The organism is Pseudomonas sp. LBUM1655, from assembly GCF_059716085.1.
Genome location: NZ_CP166801.1, coordinates 3,446,996 through 3,465,523, shown reverse-complemented (window position 1 = coordinate 3,465,523; position 18,528 = coordinate 3,446,996). Strand labels below are relative to the sequence as shown.

The following is an 18,528-nucleotide window of genomic DNA, read 5'->3' as shown; positions in this document are numbered from 1 at the left end:
GAAAATCCTACAGGAGTACAAATGTACTCCATGACGAACCTGACTCCCCGCCGTACCGCCATCCTGACCTTTATCCGCGAACGCATCGCCGAACACGGTCAGCCTCCAAGCCTCGCTGAAATCAGCGAGGCTTTTGGTTTTGCCTCGCGCAGCGTGGCGCGCAAGCATGTGCTGGCGCTCACCGAAGCCGGGTTTATCGAGGTCAACCCGCATCAGGCCCGGGGCATTCGCTTGCTCGGGCAACCGGCACGTGCGGAGTTGCTGGAGATTCCTGTACTCGGCCGGGTTGCCGCCGGTGCGCCGATTGGTGCTGATGCCGACATTCATAACCGCCTGATGCTCGACCCGGCGCTGTTCTCCCGCACACCCGATTACATGCTGCGAGTGCAAGGCGACTCGATGATCGAGGACGGCATTCTCGATGGTGATCTGGTCGGTGTGCGGCGCAATCCCGAGGCGCTCAACGGCCAGATCGTCGTGGCGCGGCTCGACGGTGAAGTCACCATCAAGCGTTTCGAGCGCGTCGGCGATGTGGTGCGGCTGTTACCGCGCAACCCGGCGTATCAGCCTATTGTCGTGCGTGACGATCAGGATCTGGCCATCGAAGGGGTGTTCTGCGGTCTGGTGAGGCAAGGCTGATGGGCGCCGTCGTTGCGTTGGATACCCTGTTCAATGGCGGCCAGGTCTGGAAGGGCCGTCCTGCGCCACCGGCCGCCAGCCCACAACCGACCGGGCATGCCGCGCTGGACGCAGCATTGCCCAGCGGTGGCTGGCCGGAAGCGGCATTGAGCGAAATCCTCCTGGCAGGCCCCGGTGTGGGTGAGCTGCAACTGGTGTGGCCGACGCTGGCGCGGTTGTCGGCGGCGGGTGAGCGCATCGTGCTGATAGCGCCACCTTTCGTGCCGTACCCGCAGGCGTGGGAGAACGCCGGGGTCGACCTACGTCAGTTGTCGGTGATTCAGGCCAGTGAACGCGATGCCTTGTGGGCGGCGGAACAATGCCTGCGTTCGGGCAGTTGCGGCGCGGTGCTGTGCTGGCCGCACAAGGCTGATGACCGAGCGTTGCGGCGTTTGCAGGTGGCGGCGGAAACCGGCCATACCCTGGCCTTTGCGTGGCGCCCCTTAAGCGAAGCGATCAACCCGTCACCGGCAGCGTTGCGCATCGCCATCGATGCAAAACCGGCCCAACTGCGCGTACTCAAGTGCCGTGGCGGACTGGCGCGCACGGCGCCGATTGCCTTTGCCGTGGGGCATTGAGGTCGTCATGCGCTGGGTGTGTATTCTGTTCCCGCAATTGGCCCTCGACGCCGTCTTGCGTCAGCGGCCCGATCCCGATGAGCCGTTGGTGTTGCTCAGCGGCCCGGCCCAGCGCCGGGTGCTGCAAGCGGTCAACCCGGCAGCGCGCAAACTCGGCTTGCGTCCCGGCCAGTCGATGACCGCTGCGCAAGCCCTGAGCAAAGGTTTTGCCACCGCCGATTATGAAGTGGCCGAGGTCGAACACTGGCAGCAGTTTCTGGCCGCATGGGCCTACCGCTTCAGCGCGCAGGTCAGCGTGCATTACCCGCGCACCGTGGTGTTCGAGATCGAATCGAGCCTGGGCCTGTTCGGTTCCTGGGCGCAGTTCGAGGCGCGGTTGCGCAAGGAACTGACCGATCTGGGTTTCCGTCATCGCATCGTCGCTGCACCCAACCCGGTGGCGGCACGCATTCTGGCCAACGCCTATGACGGACTGGTGGTGCCGGACGGCGAAGCCTTGCAGCATCATCTAGGGCAATTGCCCATCGACCGGGTCGGTCTGGAGCCGGGCGTGGCCACAGCATTGTCGCGCATGGGCCTGCGCAACCTGAGTCAGGTGCAGAGCCTGCCGCGTCAGGCACTGGCCCGACGCTTCGAAGCGCCGATGCTCAAACATCTCGACACCTTGTTCGGTGCGCGGCCGCTGGCGCTGGCGTTCTATCTGCCGCCGGATCGTTTCGATGTGCGCATCGAACTCAATTTCGATGTGCAATCCCATCAGGCGCTGCTGTTCCCTTTACGACGCTTGACCGGCGATCTGTCGGCGTTTCTGTGTGGGCGCGACAGCGGCGTGCAGCGTTTCGACCTGCATCTGGAACACGCCGGGTTGCCGGACACCTTGATCAAGGTCGGCCTGCTCAGCGCCGAACGCGACCCGGCGATGCTCTTCGAACTGGCCCGTGGACGGCTGGAACAGGTGCAGGTTGACGCGCCAGTGCGCGGTTTCCGTCTGCGTGCCGAAGATTTGCCGAGTTTTGTGCCGCAGTTTCAGGAACTGTTCGATGACCGTCCGCAGCAGACCTTGCCTTGGGAGCAGTTGCGCGAACGCCTGCGCGCACGGCTGGGCGATGACGCCGTGCAAGGCCTGCGCTTTCAGGCCGATCATCGGCCCGAATGCGCGTGGCAGAACGGCGTCGACAAACAACGTTGCGCCGGTTTGCCGAGTGTCTACCGCCCGGGCTGGTTGCTCGGTGAACCGCAGAGCGTGGCGCAAGGTTCGGCACGCATCCTCATGGGCCCGGAGCGCATCGAATCAGGCTGGTGGGACGGTGACGATGTACGCCGCGATTACTACCTGATCCAGAACCGCGCCGGTCAGCAAGGCTGGGCCTATCGGGCGGTGGGCGAGGGCGGTCCGCTGTGGCTGCAGGGCTGGTTCGGATGAACGATGGCTACGCCGAACTGCATTGCCTGTCGAACTTCAGTTTCCAGCGCGGTGCGTCCAGTGCGCTGGAGTTGTTCCAGCGGGCGAAAAAGCACGGCTATCAGGCGCTGGCGATCACCGACGAATGCACGCTGGCGGGGATTGTCCGGGCTTGGCAAGCGGCGAAATCCGTTGAATTGCCGCTGATTATCGGCAGCGAGATTCGCATCGACAACGGCCCGAAACTGGTGCTGCTGGTGGAGAACCTTGAGGGGTATCAGGCGCTGTGCGGCTTGATCACCCGCGCCCGGCGGCGCACGCAAAAGGGCCAGTATCAGGTGCTGCGCGAGGACTTCAACGAAGCGCTGCCCGGGTTGTTGGTGTTGTGGGTGCCGGACTCGGTAGATGACGTGCAAGAGGGCCGTTGGCTGAAACAAACCTTCGGCGAACGGCTGTGGCTGGCGGTGCAGTTGCATCGCGGGCAGGACGATCAGCGGCGGCTGGCGGCGTTGTCGAGTCTGGCGGGTGAGTTGGGAATTCCTGCCGTGGCCAGTGGTGATGTACACATGCATGCCCGAGGCCGACGCGCCTTGCAGGACACCATGACTGCGATTCGTCATCACGTCCCGGTGGCGGAAGCCGGATTGCGCCTGCACCCCAATGGCGAGCGGCATTTGCGCAGTGTCGAGGTGTTGCGCGAACTGTATCCGCCGGCCTTGCTGGAGGCGTCGGTGAGTCTGGCCCGGCGCTGCACCTTTGATCTGGGCCAGTTGCGTTATCAATATCCCAAAGAGCTGGTGCCGGACGGGCACAGCGCCAGTTCCTGGTTGCGCCACCTGACCGAAGAAGGCATCGCCTGGCGCTGGCCGAAAGGGCCGCAGGCCAAAGTGCTCAAGCAGATCGACGATGAGCTGAAGCTGATCGCCGAACTCGGCTACGAAAGCTATTTCCTCACCGTACACGACGTGGTGCGCTTCGCCCGCGAGCAGCACATTCTCTGTCAGGGCCGTGGTTCGGCGGCCAACTCGGCGGTGTGCTTTGCCTTGGGCATCACCGAAATCGACCCGGATCGCACCACGTTGCTGTTCGAACGCTTCATGTCGAAAGAGCGCAACGAGCCGCCGGATATCGACGTCGACTTCGAGCACGAACGCCGCGAGGAAGTCCTGCAATACGTGTTTCGCCGTTACGGCCGCCATCGCGCGGCGCTGACAGCGGTGGTCAGCACTTATCACGCCGCCGGTGCGGTGCGCGATGTGGCCAAGGCGTTGGGCCTGCCGCCGGATCAGATCAATGCGCTAGCCGATTGCTGCGGCCATTGGAGCGATGAAACACCGCCAGTGGCACGCCTGATTGAGGGCGGATTCGATCCCGACAGCCCGGTGCTGCGCCGGGTGTTGAGCCTGACCGGGCAACTGATCGGTTTCCCCCGGCACCTGTCGCAGCACCCCGGTGGTTTTGTGATTTCCGAGCAACCGCTGGACAGTCTGGTGCCGGTGGAAAACGCCGCCATGGCCGACCGCACGATCATTCAGTGGGACAAGGACGACCTCGACGCGGTCGGGTTGCTTAAGGTCGACATCCTCGCGCTGGGCATGCTCAGCGCGATTCGCCGCTGTTTCGATCTGCTGCGCCGTCATCGTCATCTGGATCTGACACTGGCGACGATTCCGGCCGAAGACAAACCGACCTACGACATGATCAGCCGCGCCGACACCATCGGCGTGTTCCAGATCGAGTCCCGCGCACAGATGTCGATGCTGCCGCGCCTGCGACCGGCGAAGTTCTACGATCTGGTGATTGAGGTGGCCATCGTCCGGCCGGGCCCGATTCAGGGCGGCATGGTCCATCCGTACCTGCGCCGGCGGAACAAGGAAGAGCCGGAAACCTATCCGTCACCGGAACTGGAAGTGGTGCTCAAACGCACCCTCGGCGTGCCGCTGTTTCAGGAACAAGTGATGCAGATCGCCATCGTCGCCGCGGACTACAGCCCCGGCGAGGCCGATCAGTTGCGCCGCTCCATGGCCGCGTGGAAACGCCACGGCGGGCTTGAGCCGCACAAGGAGCGACTCGCCGCCGGCATGAAGAAAAACGGCTACACGCCGGAGTTCGCCGCGCAGATTTTCGAGCAGATCAAAGGCTTCGGCAGCTACGGTTTTCCCGAATCCCACGCGGCCAGTTTCGCCTTGCTGACCTACGCCAGTTGCTGGCTCAAGTGCCACGAACCGGCGGCGTTCGCCTGTGCGCTGATCAACAGTTGGCCGATGGGCTTCTACAGCCCCGACCAGATTCTTCAGGACGCCCGTCGGCATCAGCTGCAGATCCGCCCGGTGGACGTGCGCGCCAGTGACTGGGATTGCAGCCTGGAACCGATCAGCGGCGCACAACCGGCGATTCGCATGGGGCTGCGCATGATCAAGGGTTTTCGCGAGGACGATGCCCGACGCATTGAAGCGGCGCGGATGCGCGGGGCATTTGCCGATGTTGCCGATTTGGGCGAGCGGGCCGCACTCGACAGTCGGGCGCAGGCGCTGCTGGCAGATTCCGGAGCGTTGCGCGGCCTGGCCGGTCATCGGCATCGGGCGCGCTGGGAAGTCGCTGGGGTGCAGAAACAGCTGGGGTTGTTTGCCGGTTTGCCGAGTCAGGAAGAGCCTGACGTGGTGCTACCCAAGCCCAGTGTCGGCGAAGATCTGTACGCCGATTACACGACGGTCGGCACCACCCTGGGGCCGCATCCGTTGGCGTTGTTGCGCGACGAACTGAAGGCGCGGCGTTGCCGCAGTTCAAAAGAGTTGCTCGACGTTGAGCATGGTCGCCCGGTCAGCATTGCCGGACTGGTGACGGGCCGGCAACGACCGGGCACTGCCAGCGGCGTGACGTTTGTCACCCTGGAAGACGAGTTCGGCAACGTCAATGTGGTGGTCTGGCGCGACCTGGCCGAGCGTCAGCGCCAGGTACTGGTCGGCTCGCAACTGCTCAAGGTCGATGGCCGCTGGGAGCGCGAGGGCGACGTGCGCCACTTGATCGCCGGCCGCCTGAGCGACCTGAGTCCGCTGCTCAACGGCATCCGCGTGCAGAGCCGCGATTTCCACTGACACCACAAAATTCTCTGTCTGATCGTTCCCAGAGCAGCCAATCCATTGGCGTCAAAAAAAATCTGTCATCAATGATGGCACTTTGTCATAATGCCGCCCCTTTTCCGCTCCCCACCGCGTTGCTGTGCCGGGACACCCCCCGTTTTTCAAGAAGGAAATACTCAGTGAGAATGATCTCCCGGATGCTGGTCTCAGGCGTTGCGATTGCCGTGCTGGGCACAATCGCCGGCACGCTCGCCGGTTGCGCGACCGAAAGCTCCCGCGCGCTGCCGGTGGCCAAGGTTGAAAGCGCCACGCAAGTCTGGACTGGCGTTCGCGTGCCGATGGCCGTGGGCAAGTTCGATAACCGCTCCAGCTATATGCGCGGGATCTTCTCCGACGGCGTCGACCGTCTCGGTGGTCAGGCCAAGACCATCCTGATCACGCACTTGCAGCAGACCAACCGTTTCTCCGTGCTGGATCGCGACAACATGGGCGAAATCCAGCAGGAAGCGGCGATCAAGGGCCAGGCCCAACGCCTCAAGGGCGCTGATTATGTGGTCACCGGTGATGTCACCGAGTTTGGCCGTAAAGAGACCGGCGACCACCAGTTGTTCGGCATTCTTGGTCGCGGCAAAACTCAAGTGGCCTACGCCAAGGTCAACCTGAACATCGTCAACATCAGCACTTCGGAAGTGGTGTATTCGACCCAGGGCGCCGGCGAATACGCCTTGTCCAATCGCGAAATCATCGGCTTCGGCGGCACCGCTGCCTACGACTCCACCCTCAACGGCAAAGTCCTGGATCTGGCCATGCGCGAGGCGATCAATCGTCTGGTTGATGGCATGAACGCCGGTGCCTGGAAACCGGGCAACTGATCGACGCCCATTGCAAGGAGCAACAACCCATGAATTTGAATCTGTCGCGGTCGCTGATGACCCTGACGCTGGCCGCCAGCGCCTTGCTGGCGGGTTGCGCCGGCCCGCAAACCCTGTACCAGTGGGAAGGCTACGAACCCCAGGTCTACGAGTATTTCAAAAGCGAAACACCGAAAGAAGCCCAGGCTGAAGCACTGGAAGCCGACCTGCAGAAGATCCGCTCCACGGGTAAGGCCGTACCACCGGGTTACCACGCGCACCTCGGTCTGCTGTACCTGAGCATGGGTAAGGACGATCAGATGGTGCAGCAGTTCCGTACCGAAAAGACCCTGTTTCCAGAGTCCGGCACGTACATGGATTTCCTGCTTAAAAACGCCAAGACCGGAGACGCCAAATGATCCCGCGTGCAGTGAAACTGCTGGTGGGCGTGCTGGCACTGACCCTTCTGGGTGGCTGCGTAAAACCCAAGACCGTGGATTACTCGGCGTATAAACAAGCGCGTCCGAAGACCATTCTGGTGCTGCCGCCGCTGAACACCTCGCCGGACGTCAAGGCCTCCTACAGCCTGTTGTCGCAAGTGACGTTTCCGCTGGCCGAGGCCGGTTATTACGTGCTGCCGATCGCGCTGGTTGACGAGACGTTCCGCCAGAACGGCCTGACCACGCCGGATGATATCCATCAGGCACCGCCCGACAAACTGAAGGAAATCTTCGGCGCGGATGCGGCGCTGTACATCACCGTGACCGAGTACGGTACGCGTTACATGGTGATCAGCAGCGAAACCGCAGTGACCGCTACCGCCAGACTGGTCGATCTGAAATCCGGCACCACGCTGTGGACCGGTTCGGCGCGAGCCTCGAGCGAAGAGGGTAACAACGGTAACGCGGGTGGCCTGGTTGGCATGCTGATTACCGCAGCGGTGAAGCAGATCATCAACAGTTCTACCGACGCCGGTTATCCGATTGCCGGTGTCGCCAGCAATCGTCTGTTGTCGGCCGGACATCCGGCGGGCCTGCTGTACGGGCCACGTTCGCCGAAATACGGCACGGACTGACAGCGAAGATAAAAAGATCGCAGCCTGGGGTCGCTTCTTGTAAATACATTTGCGAGAAGCGGCAACAGGCTGCGATTTTTTTTGCCTGAACACTTCTCGACTTTCTTCGATATCGACTTGCAATCAAGACCCTGCATCTTGCGGCCGAAGGCGATATCCTGCGCGACAGTTCATGCGCCACGGCAACGTTGCCAGCACGGAAGGAGCTTTCGAGTGACCGAGAAGAAACCGGAAACCACCGTCGACCGCGTCTACCAAGGGGTTTACGAGGCGATCAGCAAGCGTTCGCTGCGCCCGGGGATGAAACTGGGCGAGGCTTCGCTGGCGGAGTTGTTTAATGTCAGCCGCACGTCGGTGCGCGCCGCGCTCAAGCATTTGGAGGCCGATGGACTGGTGACTACCGAACCCAATAAAGGCGCATCGGTTTCGTTGCCCAGTAACGAAGAGATTCGTTCGCTGTTTGAAACCCGGCGCCTGATCGAGATCGGCATTGTCACCGAGCTATGCCGACGCAAAGACATCGCCGCCATGCAGGTCCTGCGCGAACACTTGCTGCTGGAAGATCAAGCCCATGAGGCCGGCGATCACGAGCGACTGATCTACCTGCTCGGCGAGTTCCACCTCAAGCTTGCCCGCAGCCTGAATAATCCGGTGCTGCTCGACTGGTTCCATAAGCTGATTTCCCGCGCCTCGCTGTACATTGCCGCACTGGATGACGACAGCCACGAAGCCTGCCGCGACAATGAACACCTGCGCTTGATCGAGTACATCGAGGCCGGCAATCAGAGCGCCGCCATCGAACTGACCTGCGTGCACCTGAACGGTATCGAGAAGGCCATTCTCGACGTCGCCGCCAAAATGAAAACTGGCTACCATCCGCTCAAACATCTGATCGGTGTTTAAACCTGAACGGCGTCTGAAATCGGCTATACATCTAATGAAACCAATACGCTCGGCGATGCTCGAAACAGACGGGCATCGCGTCCTTTCGGCGTCGCGGTTTATCGGGCAATCAGCACAGGACACCGAGTCAACCGATGCAGTTTTTATCCGATAGCCACGGTTGTGACGGCTGGAAAGGCGAAATGGCCGGGCGCATTTGTGCGTTCGACTGGAGCCAGACTGACCTGGGGCCGCTGGATACCTGGCCCACCAGCTTGCGCAGCGCCGTGCAGATGCTGCTCGCTTCGCCGTTGCCGATGGTCATGCTGTGGGGGCGTGCTGGCTACATGATTTACAACGACGGTTATTCGGAGTTCGCGGGTGGCCGGCATCCCTACCTGCTGGGTTCACCGGTGGAACTGGGCTGGCCGGAAGTCGCCGAGTTCAACCGGCATGTGGTGGATACGTGTCTGGCCGGTGGCACCTTGTCTTACCGCAACAAGGAACTGGTATTACTGCGCGATGGCGTGCCCGAAGACGTCTGGATGGATCTGTATTACAACCCCGTACCCGACGACACGGGCGCGCCTGCCGGTGTGATGGCGACGGTGGTGGAAACCACTGAACGGGTGGTTGCCGAACAGCTGCGTCAGGCCGCCGAAGATGCCTACCGCGCCGATAACGAACGGGTGCGTCTGGCATTGAATGCCGGCGCCTTGCTCGGCTCGTTTGTCTGGGATGTGAAAAGCGACACGATGTCGGCAGACGAACGTTTCGCCCGGACGTTCTCTTATCCACCGAACCAGGATCTGAGCAACCTGGCGCGAGACGTCGCTCGCTCGCGCATCCATCCCGATGACTTGCCCTGGGTGCAGGAGCGGGTCGTCCATTCAATGCAGACCGGTGAGCCCTACAACGCCGAATACCGTGTACAGCGCAGCGATGGCAGTTATCTGTGGGTCCTGGCCAGCGGTGCCTGCGAGTTCAATGAACAGGGCGAACCGTTTCGTTTCCCCGGTGTGTTGATCGACATCCACGAGCGCAAGATCGCCGAAGAGTCCCTGCTCAAATTCACCCGCAACCTTGAACAACGGGTGGCCAGTGAAGTCGGCGCGCGGCTGGCCGCCGAGGAGCAATTGCGTCAGTCGCAGAAGCTCGAAGCGATCGGCGGACTGACTGGCGGCGTGGCCCATGACTTCAATAACCTGTTGCAAGTGATCGCCGGCAACCTGCACTTGCTGGCACGCCATGAACCGGACAATGCCAACGTGCAACGGCGCGTCAGTGCCTCGCTGGCGGCAGTCGAGCGCGGTGCCAAGCTGTCCTCGCAATTGCTTGCGTTTGCCCGGCGTCAGCCGCTATCACCGGCAGTGTGCAAACCGCAGCAGATCTTCGACGGCGTGGGCGAGTTATTGCAACGGGCGTTGGGCGAAACCATTCAGATCGATATGCAGTTGCCGCAAGAACCGTGGCACATCAACGTCGACCGCAATCAACTGGAAAACGCGATTCTCAACCTGGCGATCAACGCCCGGGACGCGATGCAGGGTGAGGGCACCATTGTCCTCAGCGCCCTCAATACCCGACTCGACAGCACGTTTTGCGCCGGTAAAGGCATCTGCGCAGGCGATTTTGTGCGGGTGGCGGTCAGCGATACCGGTCCAGGCATTCCGCCGCAGATGCTGGAGCAGGTGTTTGAACCGTTCTTCACCACCAAGGCCGACGGCCAGGGCACCGGGCTGGGCCTGAGCATGGTGTTTGGTTTCGTCAAACAAAGTGGCGGACACGTCGAGATCGACAGTACGCTCGGCGAGGGCACGCGGGTGCAGCTGTATTTCCCGCGCAGCCTGCGGCCGATCCGCGAAGAATCACCGAGCATCGACAATCACCAGAGAGGTGGTCACGAGACGATTCTGGTGGTCGAGGACAACGACGCGGTGCGCACCTCGGCCGTCGAGTTGTTGCGTGAAGAAGGTTACCGGGTGTTGACCGCAGGCAACGGCGACGCGGCCATGCAGATGCTGCTGGAAGGCGTCGATGTCGATCTGATTTTCACCGACGTGGTCATGCCGGGGCTGATCAAGAGTTCCGATCTGGCCGCGTGGGCCAAGGTGCAGACACCCCCGGTGGCGGTGCTGTTCACCTCCGGCCATACCCGCGACATCATTTCGCGCAATCACCAACTCAGCCCCGACACCCATTTGCTGGGCAAACCCTATGGCCCCGAAGCGCTATTGCAGATGATTCGTGCGGTGCTTAACGACTGAGCTGAAAACTCCCTCACCAAGGCAGGCTGATGACTTCCAAACGCACCTCCAAAGCACCCGCCGGTATGGTTCGGGTGCGTGGCGCCCGTGAGCACAATCTGAAGAACGTCGACGTCGACATCCCCCGCGATGCGCTGGTGGTGTTTACCGGCGTGTCCGGTTCGGGCAAGTCGTCGCTGGCGTTTTCCACCTTGTATGCCGAAGCGCAGCGCCGCTATTTCGAGTCAGTCGCGCCGTACGCGCGACGGCTGATCGATCAGGTGGGTGTGCCGGATGTCGATTCTATTGAAGGCTTGCCGCCCGCCGTGGCCCTGCAACAGCAGCGCGGTACGCCGAGCACACGCTCGTCGGTGGGCAGCGTGACCACGTTGTCGAGTCTGATCCGCATGCTTTATTCCCGCGCCGGCAGTTATCCGCCGGGTCAGGCGATGTTGTACGCCGAGGACTTTTCACCGAACACCCCGCAGGGCGCCTGTCCGGAGTGTCATGGGCTGGGCCGGGTGTATGAAGTCACCGAAGCACTGATGGTGCCTGATCCAGACCTGACCATCCGCCAACGGGCCGTCGCTTCCTGGCCGTTGGCCTGGCAGGGGCAGAACCTGCGCGACATCCTCGTGACCATGGGCATTGATGTCGATATCCCGTGGCGCAAACTGCCGAAAAAGCAACGCGACTGGATTCTCTTTACCGAAGAAACCCCGACCGTGCCGGTGTATGCCGGGCTGACGCCAGAAGAAACCCGCGTCGCCCTCAAGCGCAAAATGGAGCCGAGTTATCAGGGCACGTTCACTGGCGCCCGTCGCTACATCCTGCACACGTTCACCCACTCGCAAAGTGCGCTGATGAAGAAGCGCGTTTCGCGGTTCATGCTTGGCAGTCCTTGTCCGCTGTGCGATGGCAAACGCCTGAAGCGCGAAGCGTTGTCAGTGACGTTTGCCGGCTACGACATCGGTGAACTGTCGCAGATGCCGTTGCTGCAAGTCGCCGAAGTATTGAAACCGGTGGCGGCGGCCAGTTACCTGGAACACGCCGAAGAAAGCGGCGAAACCTTGAGCCATGCGCAGACCCGCGAAGCGCGCCAGCAACGCGTCGTCCACGGTGCGAGCGGCCATGCCGGCGCGCCGGATGTGCGCCACACGCCGAACCTGTCGCTGGAAAAGCGTCTGGCGGCGCAGCGCATTGCCGAGGACCTGCTGGAGCGGGTCAGTACGCTGACCGATCTGGGGCTGGGTTATCTGGCGCTGGAGCGCAGCACGCCGACCTTGTCGTCCGGTGAATTGCAGCGTTTGCGCCTGGCCACACAATTGGGTTCGCAGTTGTTTGGCGTGATCTACGTGCTCGACGAACCGTCCGCCGGGCTGCATCCCGCTGATGGCGAGGCGCTGTTCGAAGCCTTGCAGCGTTTGAAGGCCGACGGCAACACCCTGTTTGTGGTCGAACATGATCTGGAAACCATGCGCCGCGCCGACTGGTTGATCGACGTTGGCCCGGCGGCGGGTGAGAAGGGTGGGCAGATCCTGTACAGCGGCCCGCCAGCGGGTCTGGCCGACATCGAGCAATCGCAGACCCGCGCTTATCTGTTCGCTGAGCAGCAGCGTCCGACACGAGCGGCGCGCAAGCCATCGGGCTGGCTGAAACTCGATGGCATCAGCCGCAATAACCTCAGTCATCTCAGCGCCGAATTTCCTTTGGGTTGCTTCACCTCGGTGACCGGCGTGTCCGGTTCCGGCAAGTCGAGTCTGGTCAGTCAGGCCTTACTGGAATTGGTCGGCGCGCAACTGGGGCGGCCGAGCGTTGATGCCGAACCTGAAGAACTCAGCCTTGAGGACGACGCGCCGCAGGTCAGCAGCGGTCAGGTCGTCGCCGGGCTGGAGTTGATCAAGCGCCTGGTGCAGGTCGATCAAAAGCCCATCGGCCGCACGCCACGCTCCAATCTGGCGACCTACACCGGTCTGTTCGACAACGTGCGCAAGCTGTTCGCCGCGACGCCCGAGGCGCAGGCGGCCGGTTATGACGCCGGGCAGTTTTCCTTCAACGTCGCCAAGGGCCGTTGCCCGACCTGCGAAGGAGAGGGTTTTGTCAGCGTCGAGTTGTTGTTTATGCCCAGCGTGTATGCGCCGTGCCCGACCTGTCATGGTGCGCGTTACAACCCGCAGACCCTGGCGATTCTCTGGGAAGGCTTGAGCATTGCCCAAGTGCTGCAATTGACGGTCGATGAAGCGGTGACGGTGTTTGCCGGACAGCCGGGTATTCGTCGTTCGCTGGAGGTGCTGCGTGATATCGGCCTCGGTTATCTGCGGCTGGGGCAACCGGCCACGGAACTGTCCGGCGGCGAGGCGCAGCGGATCAAACTGGCCACCGAACTGCAGCGCAACCAGCGCGGCGCGACCTTGTATGTGCTGGATGAACCGACCACCGGCCTGCATCCACGGGATGTCGATCGATTACTGGAACAGCTCGATACGCTGGTGACAGCGGGGCACACGGTGATCGTGGTCGAGCATGAAATGCGCGTGGTCGCCCAGAGTGACTGGGTGATCGACATCGGCCCGGGGGCGGGGGATCAGGGTGGCAAGATTGTTGTGGCGGGTACACCGCAGAAAGTCGCAGCGAGTAAAAAGAGCCGGACAGCGCCGTTTCTGGCCCGGGCCTTGAGCCGATAGTCGCCCGCGCCGATGGGCACGGCTGGCGAGTGCGATGTTTTGAACGTTGGCGCGGCGCCGGCTTCGAACTTTCAAGGCCCGACTGTTTTCAGTCGCGCTGGCTTTGAACAACGAGGTGCTTATGAACGAGCAACAGCAAAATCAGTCGGGGCAGCCGATCAATCGCAATGATCCGGCCATCGACCCGCAAGTGCCGGGGCAACCGGCGCCGACGCAACCTGCACAACGCCAAGGTGATACGGAGCAGGCGCAAAGTGCTGATCCGGCGGTGGATCAGAAGAACCAGCACACCGACAACGACAACGAGTTCAGCCCGGGTTTCGAGCCTGAGCCGGATCGTGCGAAACCGGGTGAGGAGACGGATGCAGATATAGACACGGATGGGGGTTAATCAGGGTCGCAAATAACGAGGCCGCATCCATTGGATGCGGCCTCGTTATTTGCAGCCGATCATTTATTTACTCGGATGCTTGGCTTGCAGTTCCTTCGCCGCTGCCAGATGTTTTTCCAGCGCCGGCAGCATTTTCTGGGCGAACGCTTTCAGCTCAGTCGCGCCTTTGACCTTGTCATCCGTCACGGTGTTGGCCTGCTTCTTGAACAACTCGATGGTGTCTTCGTGAGCCTTCACCTGATTGTTGGCGTAGGCCGCGTCGAAGGACTCGTCGCGCATGTCGAGGATTTTCTCTTTGGCCTGCTTGACCAGCGTGGTGGTGTCCGGCACCTCGATGTCATGGGCCTTGGCAATCGTCGCCAGTTCATCATTGGCGTTGCCATGGTCGGTAATCATCATGGTGGCGAACGCCTTGATGTCCGCTGATTGGCTTTTTTCCAGAGCGAGGCGGCTGGTTTCGATTTCAGCAATGCCACCGGCAGCGGCGTTATCGACGAAGTTGTTGTCGGTGGCAGCGAAGGCGCTGCTCATGCCAGTGCTCAAAGCGACAGCCAGTACCAGATGACGCAGCTTGAATCCGTCCATTTGTGTATCTCCACGCAATTTGTTGTGAGCGTTATGCAGTGGAGGCAGGGCGACGGACAAAGGTTTTATCGCATTTGCGACAGGGCGACGAACGGCCACCGCTGGTCTGACAGGTGGTCGACAGAACGGCTCAACCGAGGCCATTCTGGTAACTGGCCAGCGCAATCGGTCGCGTTGGCCACCCGATCAACTGATGGAGGTGTTCCATGCCGGTTCCCCATGACCTGTTACAGGACTTGAAGATTGCAAAGGAAGAGATCCAGCACAAACGCTCCAACGATCCGTTACTGGATTCATTGATCAACAAGTATGCCGAAGCTGATGCCGAAGTGGTCAAGGCCGAAACCGCCCAGTCGGATGCCCCCAGTGACGACGCACTGAAGAAACTCAAAGAGAAGCGCTTGCAAGTCAAAGACAAGATCGTCCAGCAGTTACAGGCGAAAGCCTGACCCCTGATTAACCTGCCGACCTACGGTTGCAGATTGACTGGAACGACGGCCTCGCCCGGCACCTCGAATGTTCAGAGTCTTCCATCATCGACTCTTTGCGAGGTGCCTTATGAACGATCCCAAATTCCCCAGTGAAGAGCAGGGCGCATTCGACCCGGTTCCGACCCATCCCGAGCCCAATAGCCCGGCGCATACCACCGCATTCCCTGAAGAGCCGGTTGAAGAACTGCCGGAGGATGAAGACCCCGACAAGTTCGATAAATCCTCTAATTGACAGACCGCCATCGCTGGCAAGCCAGCGATGGCGTCAGTCAATCCAGCGCAAATTCAGCAGGCTTACTTCAGGGCTTCAGTCAGTGGCAAGCGCGCCATATGCGTGGCCTTGAGCGATCCGAAATACAACCAGTCCCCATACTCGCGCACCGTGGTGATCGGCGAATAATTGCCGCTGCTGGCATCCTGCAAATTGGCAATCACCTTGCCCTCAAGATCCAGCCCCAACACAAATCCGCGCTTTTCCACCGGTTTGGGGAGTACGGTCAGCGCCCGCACGATCATCTTGCGTACGAACGGATATCCGGCGGTGCCATCCAGTAACGCATTGCGCGGTGCGTAGAGGGCCACCCAAAAGCGGTTGCTGCCATTGAACGCCAGGTTGTCCGGCAGCCCCGGCAAATTATCGATGAACACGTCGTGGGTGCCAGCCTTCGGCCCGGTCAGCCAGAAGCGACTGATGCGGTAGGCGCCGGTCTCGTTGACCAGCACGTAGGCGTCATCCGGGCCGAGGGTTACACCGTTGGCGAACTCCAGTTTGTCCAGCAGTACGCTGGTTTTGCCAGTCTGGAAGTCATAGCGCAGCAGACGGCCGTCGCCGCCGTGCTCGATGATTGCCTCGCCGTCATGGCCGTAACCCCAACGACTGGAGGCATCGCTGAAATAGGCGTAATGCCCGGATTTGTCGATCGCCACGTCGTCGGTGAAACCAAATTCAAGGCCGTTGGCAGCGGTGGTCAAGGGAATCAACTGGCCTTGAGCATCCAGCGAGAGCAAGCCTTTGACCCCGTCGGCGATCACCAGCAACCCGTTGGGATGCCGCGCCAGCCCCAACGGTCTTCCGCCGGTATCAGCCAGAACTTTGCGCGTCTTGCCGTCGAGACTGGTGCGGATCAGCCGCCCGTCATGCAGCCCGGTGATCAGGAAATCGCTCTCCAGTAGTAGCGCTTCCGGGCCTTCGATATCACTCGGCCCAACCTGTTCGGTCGCTTTGAGACGCTGGTTGTCGGCATAGACGCCTTCGCTGAGGGAGGGCGCCGACGCCGGTTTCCACGCGACCGGTTCCACCCGGGTGGGCATCAGCAGCAGATACGCGATGACGACAACAATCAGCAGCAATAAAAACCGCCGCCACCTCATGCGCTGGCCCTCACGGACGCCAGATGCTGTGCCGCTCTATCGCGCAACGCGAGCATCGATGCCGCCGACTCCCGCTCGATGCGGCGTTTGAGCAATAACTGATTGGCAATGCGCATGCCCAAACCGTCGAAGCGATAATCAAGCGTGCGCACAAACCGTGTGCCGTTGCCTTCAGCCGAGCACTCGTAGGTCAACAGCAACGACAAACCGTGATCGCCTTGCGCTCGCGCGCACCAGCGTCGGCCGGGCAGGTACTCGGTGACTTCCCAACTGAGGTGACCGGCACGTCCGCCGGCATGAATATCTTCTTCAAACCGTGACCCGGCGTGCAACGGGCCTTGCGCGCCGTCGATCTTTAATGAAGAAGGGTGCCACTCGGGCCAGTGGCTGACACTGGCGGCATAGGCGAGCACGGCAATCGGGTCGCCGGCGATATCGATCGTGTGCTGCATGCGGGTCATGGGCATTCTCGAATAGCTCGAAGGGGAGGTTTCCGGCTCCCAGTACAGGGTGCCGAACAAGTAGTCCATCAGTGGCAGGACGATATTGAAATTGCGCTCCTGCATGCGCTCGCGACGGTGATGCAGTTCGTGCAAACGCCGCATCTGGCGAATCCACGGCAGGCGCGTCAGCGGGTTGTCTGGCGGCAGGTGTTCAGCAGCGTGAAACACCTCGTAGGCCAGATAACCCAGGACCATGCAGCCGCCAAATAATCCGGCAACATTGGCGTTGACCTGCGCGACAAGCCACCACAACGGCAGAGTGATGACCAGCGTGTGAATCACGATCAACCACGCCGGGAACAGAATCACTCGCCAATCCCGGGCGCTGTCGTAGGTCATGTGGCCGGGGGTGAAGAAGCTGTGATGGTCGCCCGCATGCCGGGCGTAGAACATTTTTGCGAAAGCTTTTTTATGGTGGCCGAGATGGCGATGGACCATGTACACGCCAAAGTTGAACAACAACAGCGTCAGCGGCACGGTCAGCCATTCCAGCCAACCGACCTGCTGCACGGTGCTCCAGAACGCACCGATGGCCAGTACACCGAACAGCAGCACGAAGACGCCGTGCAGCCACGGGTTGTAAAACGGATGGATCGCCGCGCGATAGCGGCTGCGAAATGCCTCGGTGGTCTGCCTCACTGCGTTCACCTGTGGGTATTGTTGTTATACCCGGCAGATTAGCCGATCCCGCCGTTTGTGCAGCCCAGACCTTGAGGCCACATGCGCCATGCTGCGCGGCAAATCGGTAGCGTCAGCTCAACGGGTTCCAGCGTTGTGACCAGTCGTCATCGGTGCGGATCACTTCGCGCAGCAGATTGAAGGCTTGCTGCAGCGTCGCCGAGTCGCGATCGCGCGAGTACACCAGATAGGTCGGATAGCCGAATTCAGGGGCTTTGGTCACTGGTTCCAGTGCGCCGCTTTCCAGATAGGTGCGCACTACGCGCGTACGGAAGTAGCCGCTGCCGCCATTTTCGAGGATGTATTGCAGGGCCAGCGGGCCGAGATTGAAACTCAGCGCGGCTTTGGCTTTTTCCGGCAGAGCGGCATCATGCTGACGGCGGAAGTCCGGCCCCCAGTCGATGTAAACGTACGGATCGGGCCGATCCGGCGCACGCACCAGAATCAGTTTTTCTTCCAGCACCTGCTCGACCTGCAATCCCGGCCAGTATTCCGGTTGATAGACCAATGCGGCGTCGAGCACACCGAGTTCGAGTTGGCGCAGCAGGTTTTCGCCATCGCGGATTTCCATGCGCAGGGCATGGCCGGGGATTTTCTCGCGCAATTGGGCCGCCCAACTGAGCATCAACGGGTTGCACAGGCTGACTTCACCGCCGATGTGCAGCACGTTGTGATAACCCTCGGGCAGCGGCAAATCGCGGCGGGCGGCTTCCCAGGTCTGCACCAGTTGATTGGCGTAGACCACGAACGCTTCACCATTGGGCGTCAATTTCGCCCCGGCGCGATTGCGCACAAACAAGGTACTGCCCAACTGACTTTCGAGCTTTTGTACCCGGGCGGTGATCGCCGTTTGCGTGACGAACAACTTCTGCGCAGCGGCGGCGAGACTGCCGTGGCGGACGATTTCGAGGAAGGTGCGGGCGAGGTCGATGTCCATGGGCGGGCCGGTGTTTGAGGTGGCGAGCATTGTAAAGGCAAAAGCCCCTCACCCTAACCCTCTCCCTGAGGGAGAGGGGATTGACCGAGGTGTCTT

General features: G+C 61.3%; 17 protein-coding genes. 13 read left to right on the top strand and 4 right to left on the bottom strand.

Features of this window, described 5'->3' with window-relative positions; translation table 11 throughout:
- Positions 1 to 21: 21 nt before the first annotated feature.
- The 11 genes from lexA (at position 22) to ACA074_RS15365 (ending at position 13,867) form a co-directional block, all read left to right on the top strand.
- Entirely contained in the window at positions 22 to 639 is a 618-nt protein-coding gene (gene lexA, locus ACA074_RS15415; protein ID WP_187679794.1) for a transcriptional repressor LexA, read from the top strand.
- Positions 639 to 1,256 carry a translesion DNA synthesis-associated protein ImuA gene (gene imuA / locus ACA074_RS15410; protein ID WP_497677291.1) on the top strand — a complete coding sequence of 206 codons (618 nt, stop codon included), beginning with the start codon at positions 639 to 641 and terminating at the stop codon, positions 1,254 to 1,256. The genes lexA and imuA overlap by 1 nt, the downstream gene beginning before the upstream one ends.
- A gap of 7 nt (positions 1,257 to 1,263) precedes the next feature.
- Positions 1,264 to 2,679: a Y-family DNA polymerase gene (locus tag ACA074_RS15405; protein ID WP_497677290.1), complete on the top strand. Its 1,416-nt coding sequence runs from the start codon at positions 1,264 to 1,266 to the stop codon at positions 2,677 to 2,679.
- Positions 2,655 to 5,753, top strand: coding sequence for an error-prone DNA polymerase (locus ACA074_RS15400; protein WP_497677289.1), 3,099 nt, complete (start codon positions 2,655 to 2,657; stop codon positions 5,751 to 5,753). The genes ACA074_RS15405 and ACA074_RS15400 overlap by 25 nt, the downstream gene beginning before the upstream one ends.
- A gap of 170 nt (positions 5,754 to 5,923) precedes the next feature.
- Positions 5,924 to 6,610: a CsgG/HfaB family protein gene (locus tag ACA074_RS15395; RefSeq protein WP_161986630.1), complete on the top strand. Its 687-nt coding sequence runs from the start codon at positions 5,924 to 5,926 to the stop codon at positions 6,608 to 6,610.
- A gap of 29 nt (positions 6,611 to 6,639) precedes the next feature.
- The gene (locus ACA074_RS15390; RefSeq protein WP_489879464.1) at positions 6,640 to 7,008 is read left to right on the top strand and encodes a DUF4810 domain-containing protein; all 369 of its coding nucleotides are present in this window, start codon (positions 6,640 to 6,642) and stop codon (positions 7,006 to 7,008) included.
- On the top strand, positions 7,005 to 7,664 hold the full coding sequence (locus ACA074_RS15385; RefSeq protein ID WP_489879465.1) for a DUF799 domain-containing protein: 660 nt from the start codon (positions 7,005 to 7,007) through the stop codon (positions 7,662 to 7,664). The genes ACA074_RS15390 and ACA074_RS15385 overlap by 4 nt, the downstream gene beginning before the upstream one ends.
- Positions 7,665 to 7,877: 213 nt before the next feature.
- Entirely contained in the window at positions 7,878 to 8,567 is a 690-nt protein-coding gene (locus ACA074_RS15380) for a GntR family transcriptional regulator (RefSeq protein ID WP_497677288.1), read from the top strand.
- Between the two features lie 134 nt (positions 8,568 to 8,701).
- A complete protein-coding gene (locus tag ACA074_RS15375; RefSeq protein WP_497677287.1) occupies positions 8,702 to 10,813 on the top strand; it encodes a hybrid sensor histidine kinase/response regulator in 2,112 nt (703 codons plus the stop codon).
- A 29-nt stretch (positions 10,814 to 10,842) separates the two neighbouring features.
- Entirely contained in the window at positions 10,843 to 13,476 is a 2,634-nt protein-coding gene (locus ACA074_RS15370) for an excinuclease ABC subunit UvrA (RefSeq protein WP_497677286.1), read from the top strand.
- Between the two features lie 121 nt (positions 13,477 to 13,597).
- A complete protein-coding gene (locus tag ACA074_RS15365) occupies positions 13,598 to 13,867 on the top strand; it encodes a hypothetical protein (protein ID WP_497657425.1) in 270 nt (89 codons plus the stop codon).
- A gap of 63 nt (positions 13,868 to 13,930) precedes the next feature.
- On the opposite strand, the gene ACA074_RS15360 is transcribed toward ACA074_RS15365, so the two are convergent.
- The gene (locus tag ACA074_RS15360) at positions 13,931 to 14,452 is read right to left on the bottom strand and encodes a DUF4142 domain-containing protein (protein ID WP_187679804.1); all 522 of its coding nucleotides are present in this window, start codon (positions 14,450 to 14,452) and stop codon (positions 13,931 to 13,933) included.
- Between the two features lie 206 nt (positions 14,453 to 14,658).
- On the opposite strand from ACA074_RS15360, the gene ACA074_RS15355 reads away from it, so the two are divergent.
- Positions 14,659 to 14,901 carry a DUF465 domain-containing protein gene (locus ACA074_RS15355; protein ID WP_187679805.1) on the top strand — a complete coding sequence of 81 codons (243 nt, stop codon included), beginning with the start codon at positions 14,659 to 14,661 and terminating at the stop codon, positions 14,899 to 14,901.
- A 109-nt stretch (positions 14,902 to 15,010) separates the two neighbouring features.
- On the top strand, positions 15,011 to 15,175 hold the full coding sequence (locus tag ACA074_RS15350; protein ID WP_187679806.1) for a hypothetical protein: 165 nt from the start codon (positions 15,011 to 15,013) through the stop codon (positions 15,173 to 15,175).
- Positions 15,176 to 15,237: 62 nt separating this feature from the next.
- Here the strand turns inward: ACA074_RS15350 and ACA074_RS15345 are convergent, their stop codons facing one another.
- From ACA074_RS15345 to ACA074_RS15335, 3 genes are all read right to left on the bottom strand, one after another.
- Positions 15,238 to 16,314: an SMP-30/gluconolactonase/LRE family protein gene (locus tag ACA074_RS15345; protein ID WP_497677285.1), complete on the bottom strand. Its 1,077-nt coding sequence runs from the start codon at positions 16,312 to 16,314 to the stop codon at positions 15,238 to 15,240.
- The gene (locus tag ACA074_RS15340) at positions 16,311 to 17,456 is read right to left on the bottom strand and encodes a sterol desaturase/SRPBCC family protein (RefSeq protein WP_401266809.1); all 1,146 of its coding nucleotides are present in this window, start codon (positions 17,454 to 17,456) and stop codon (positions 16,311 to 16,313) included. Before ACA074_RS15340 ends, ACA074_RS15345 begins: the two co-directional genes overlap by 4 nt.
- A 112-nt stretch (positions 17,457 to 17,568) precedes the next feature.
- On the bottom strand, positions 17,569 to 18,432 hold the full coding sequence (locus ACA074_RS15335) for a LysR family transcriptional regulator (protein ID WP_187679828.1): 864 nt from the start codon (positions 18,430 to 18,432) through the stop codon (positions 17,569 to 17,571).
- Positions 18,433 to 18,528: the final 96 nt, after the last annotated feature.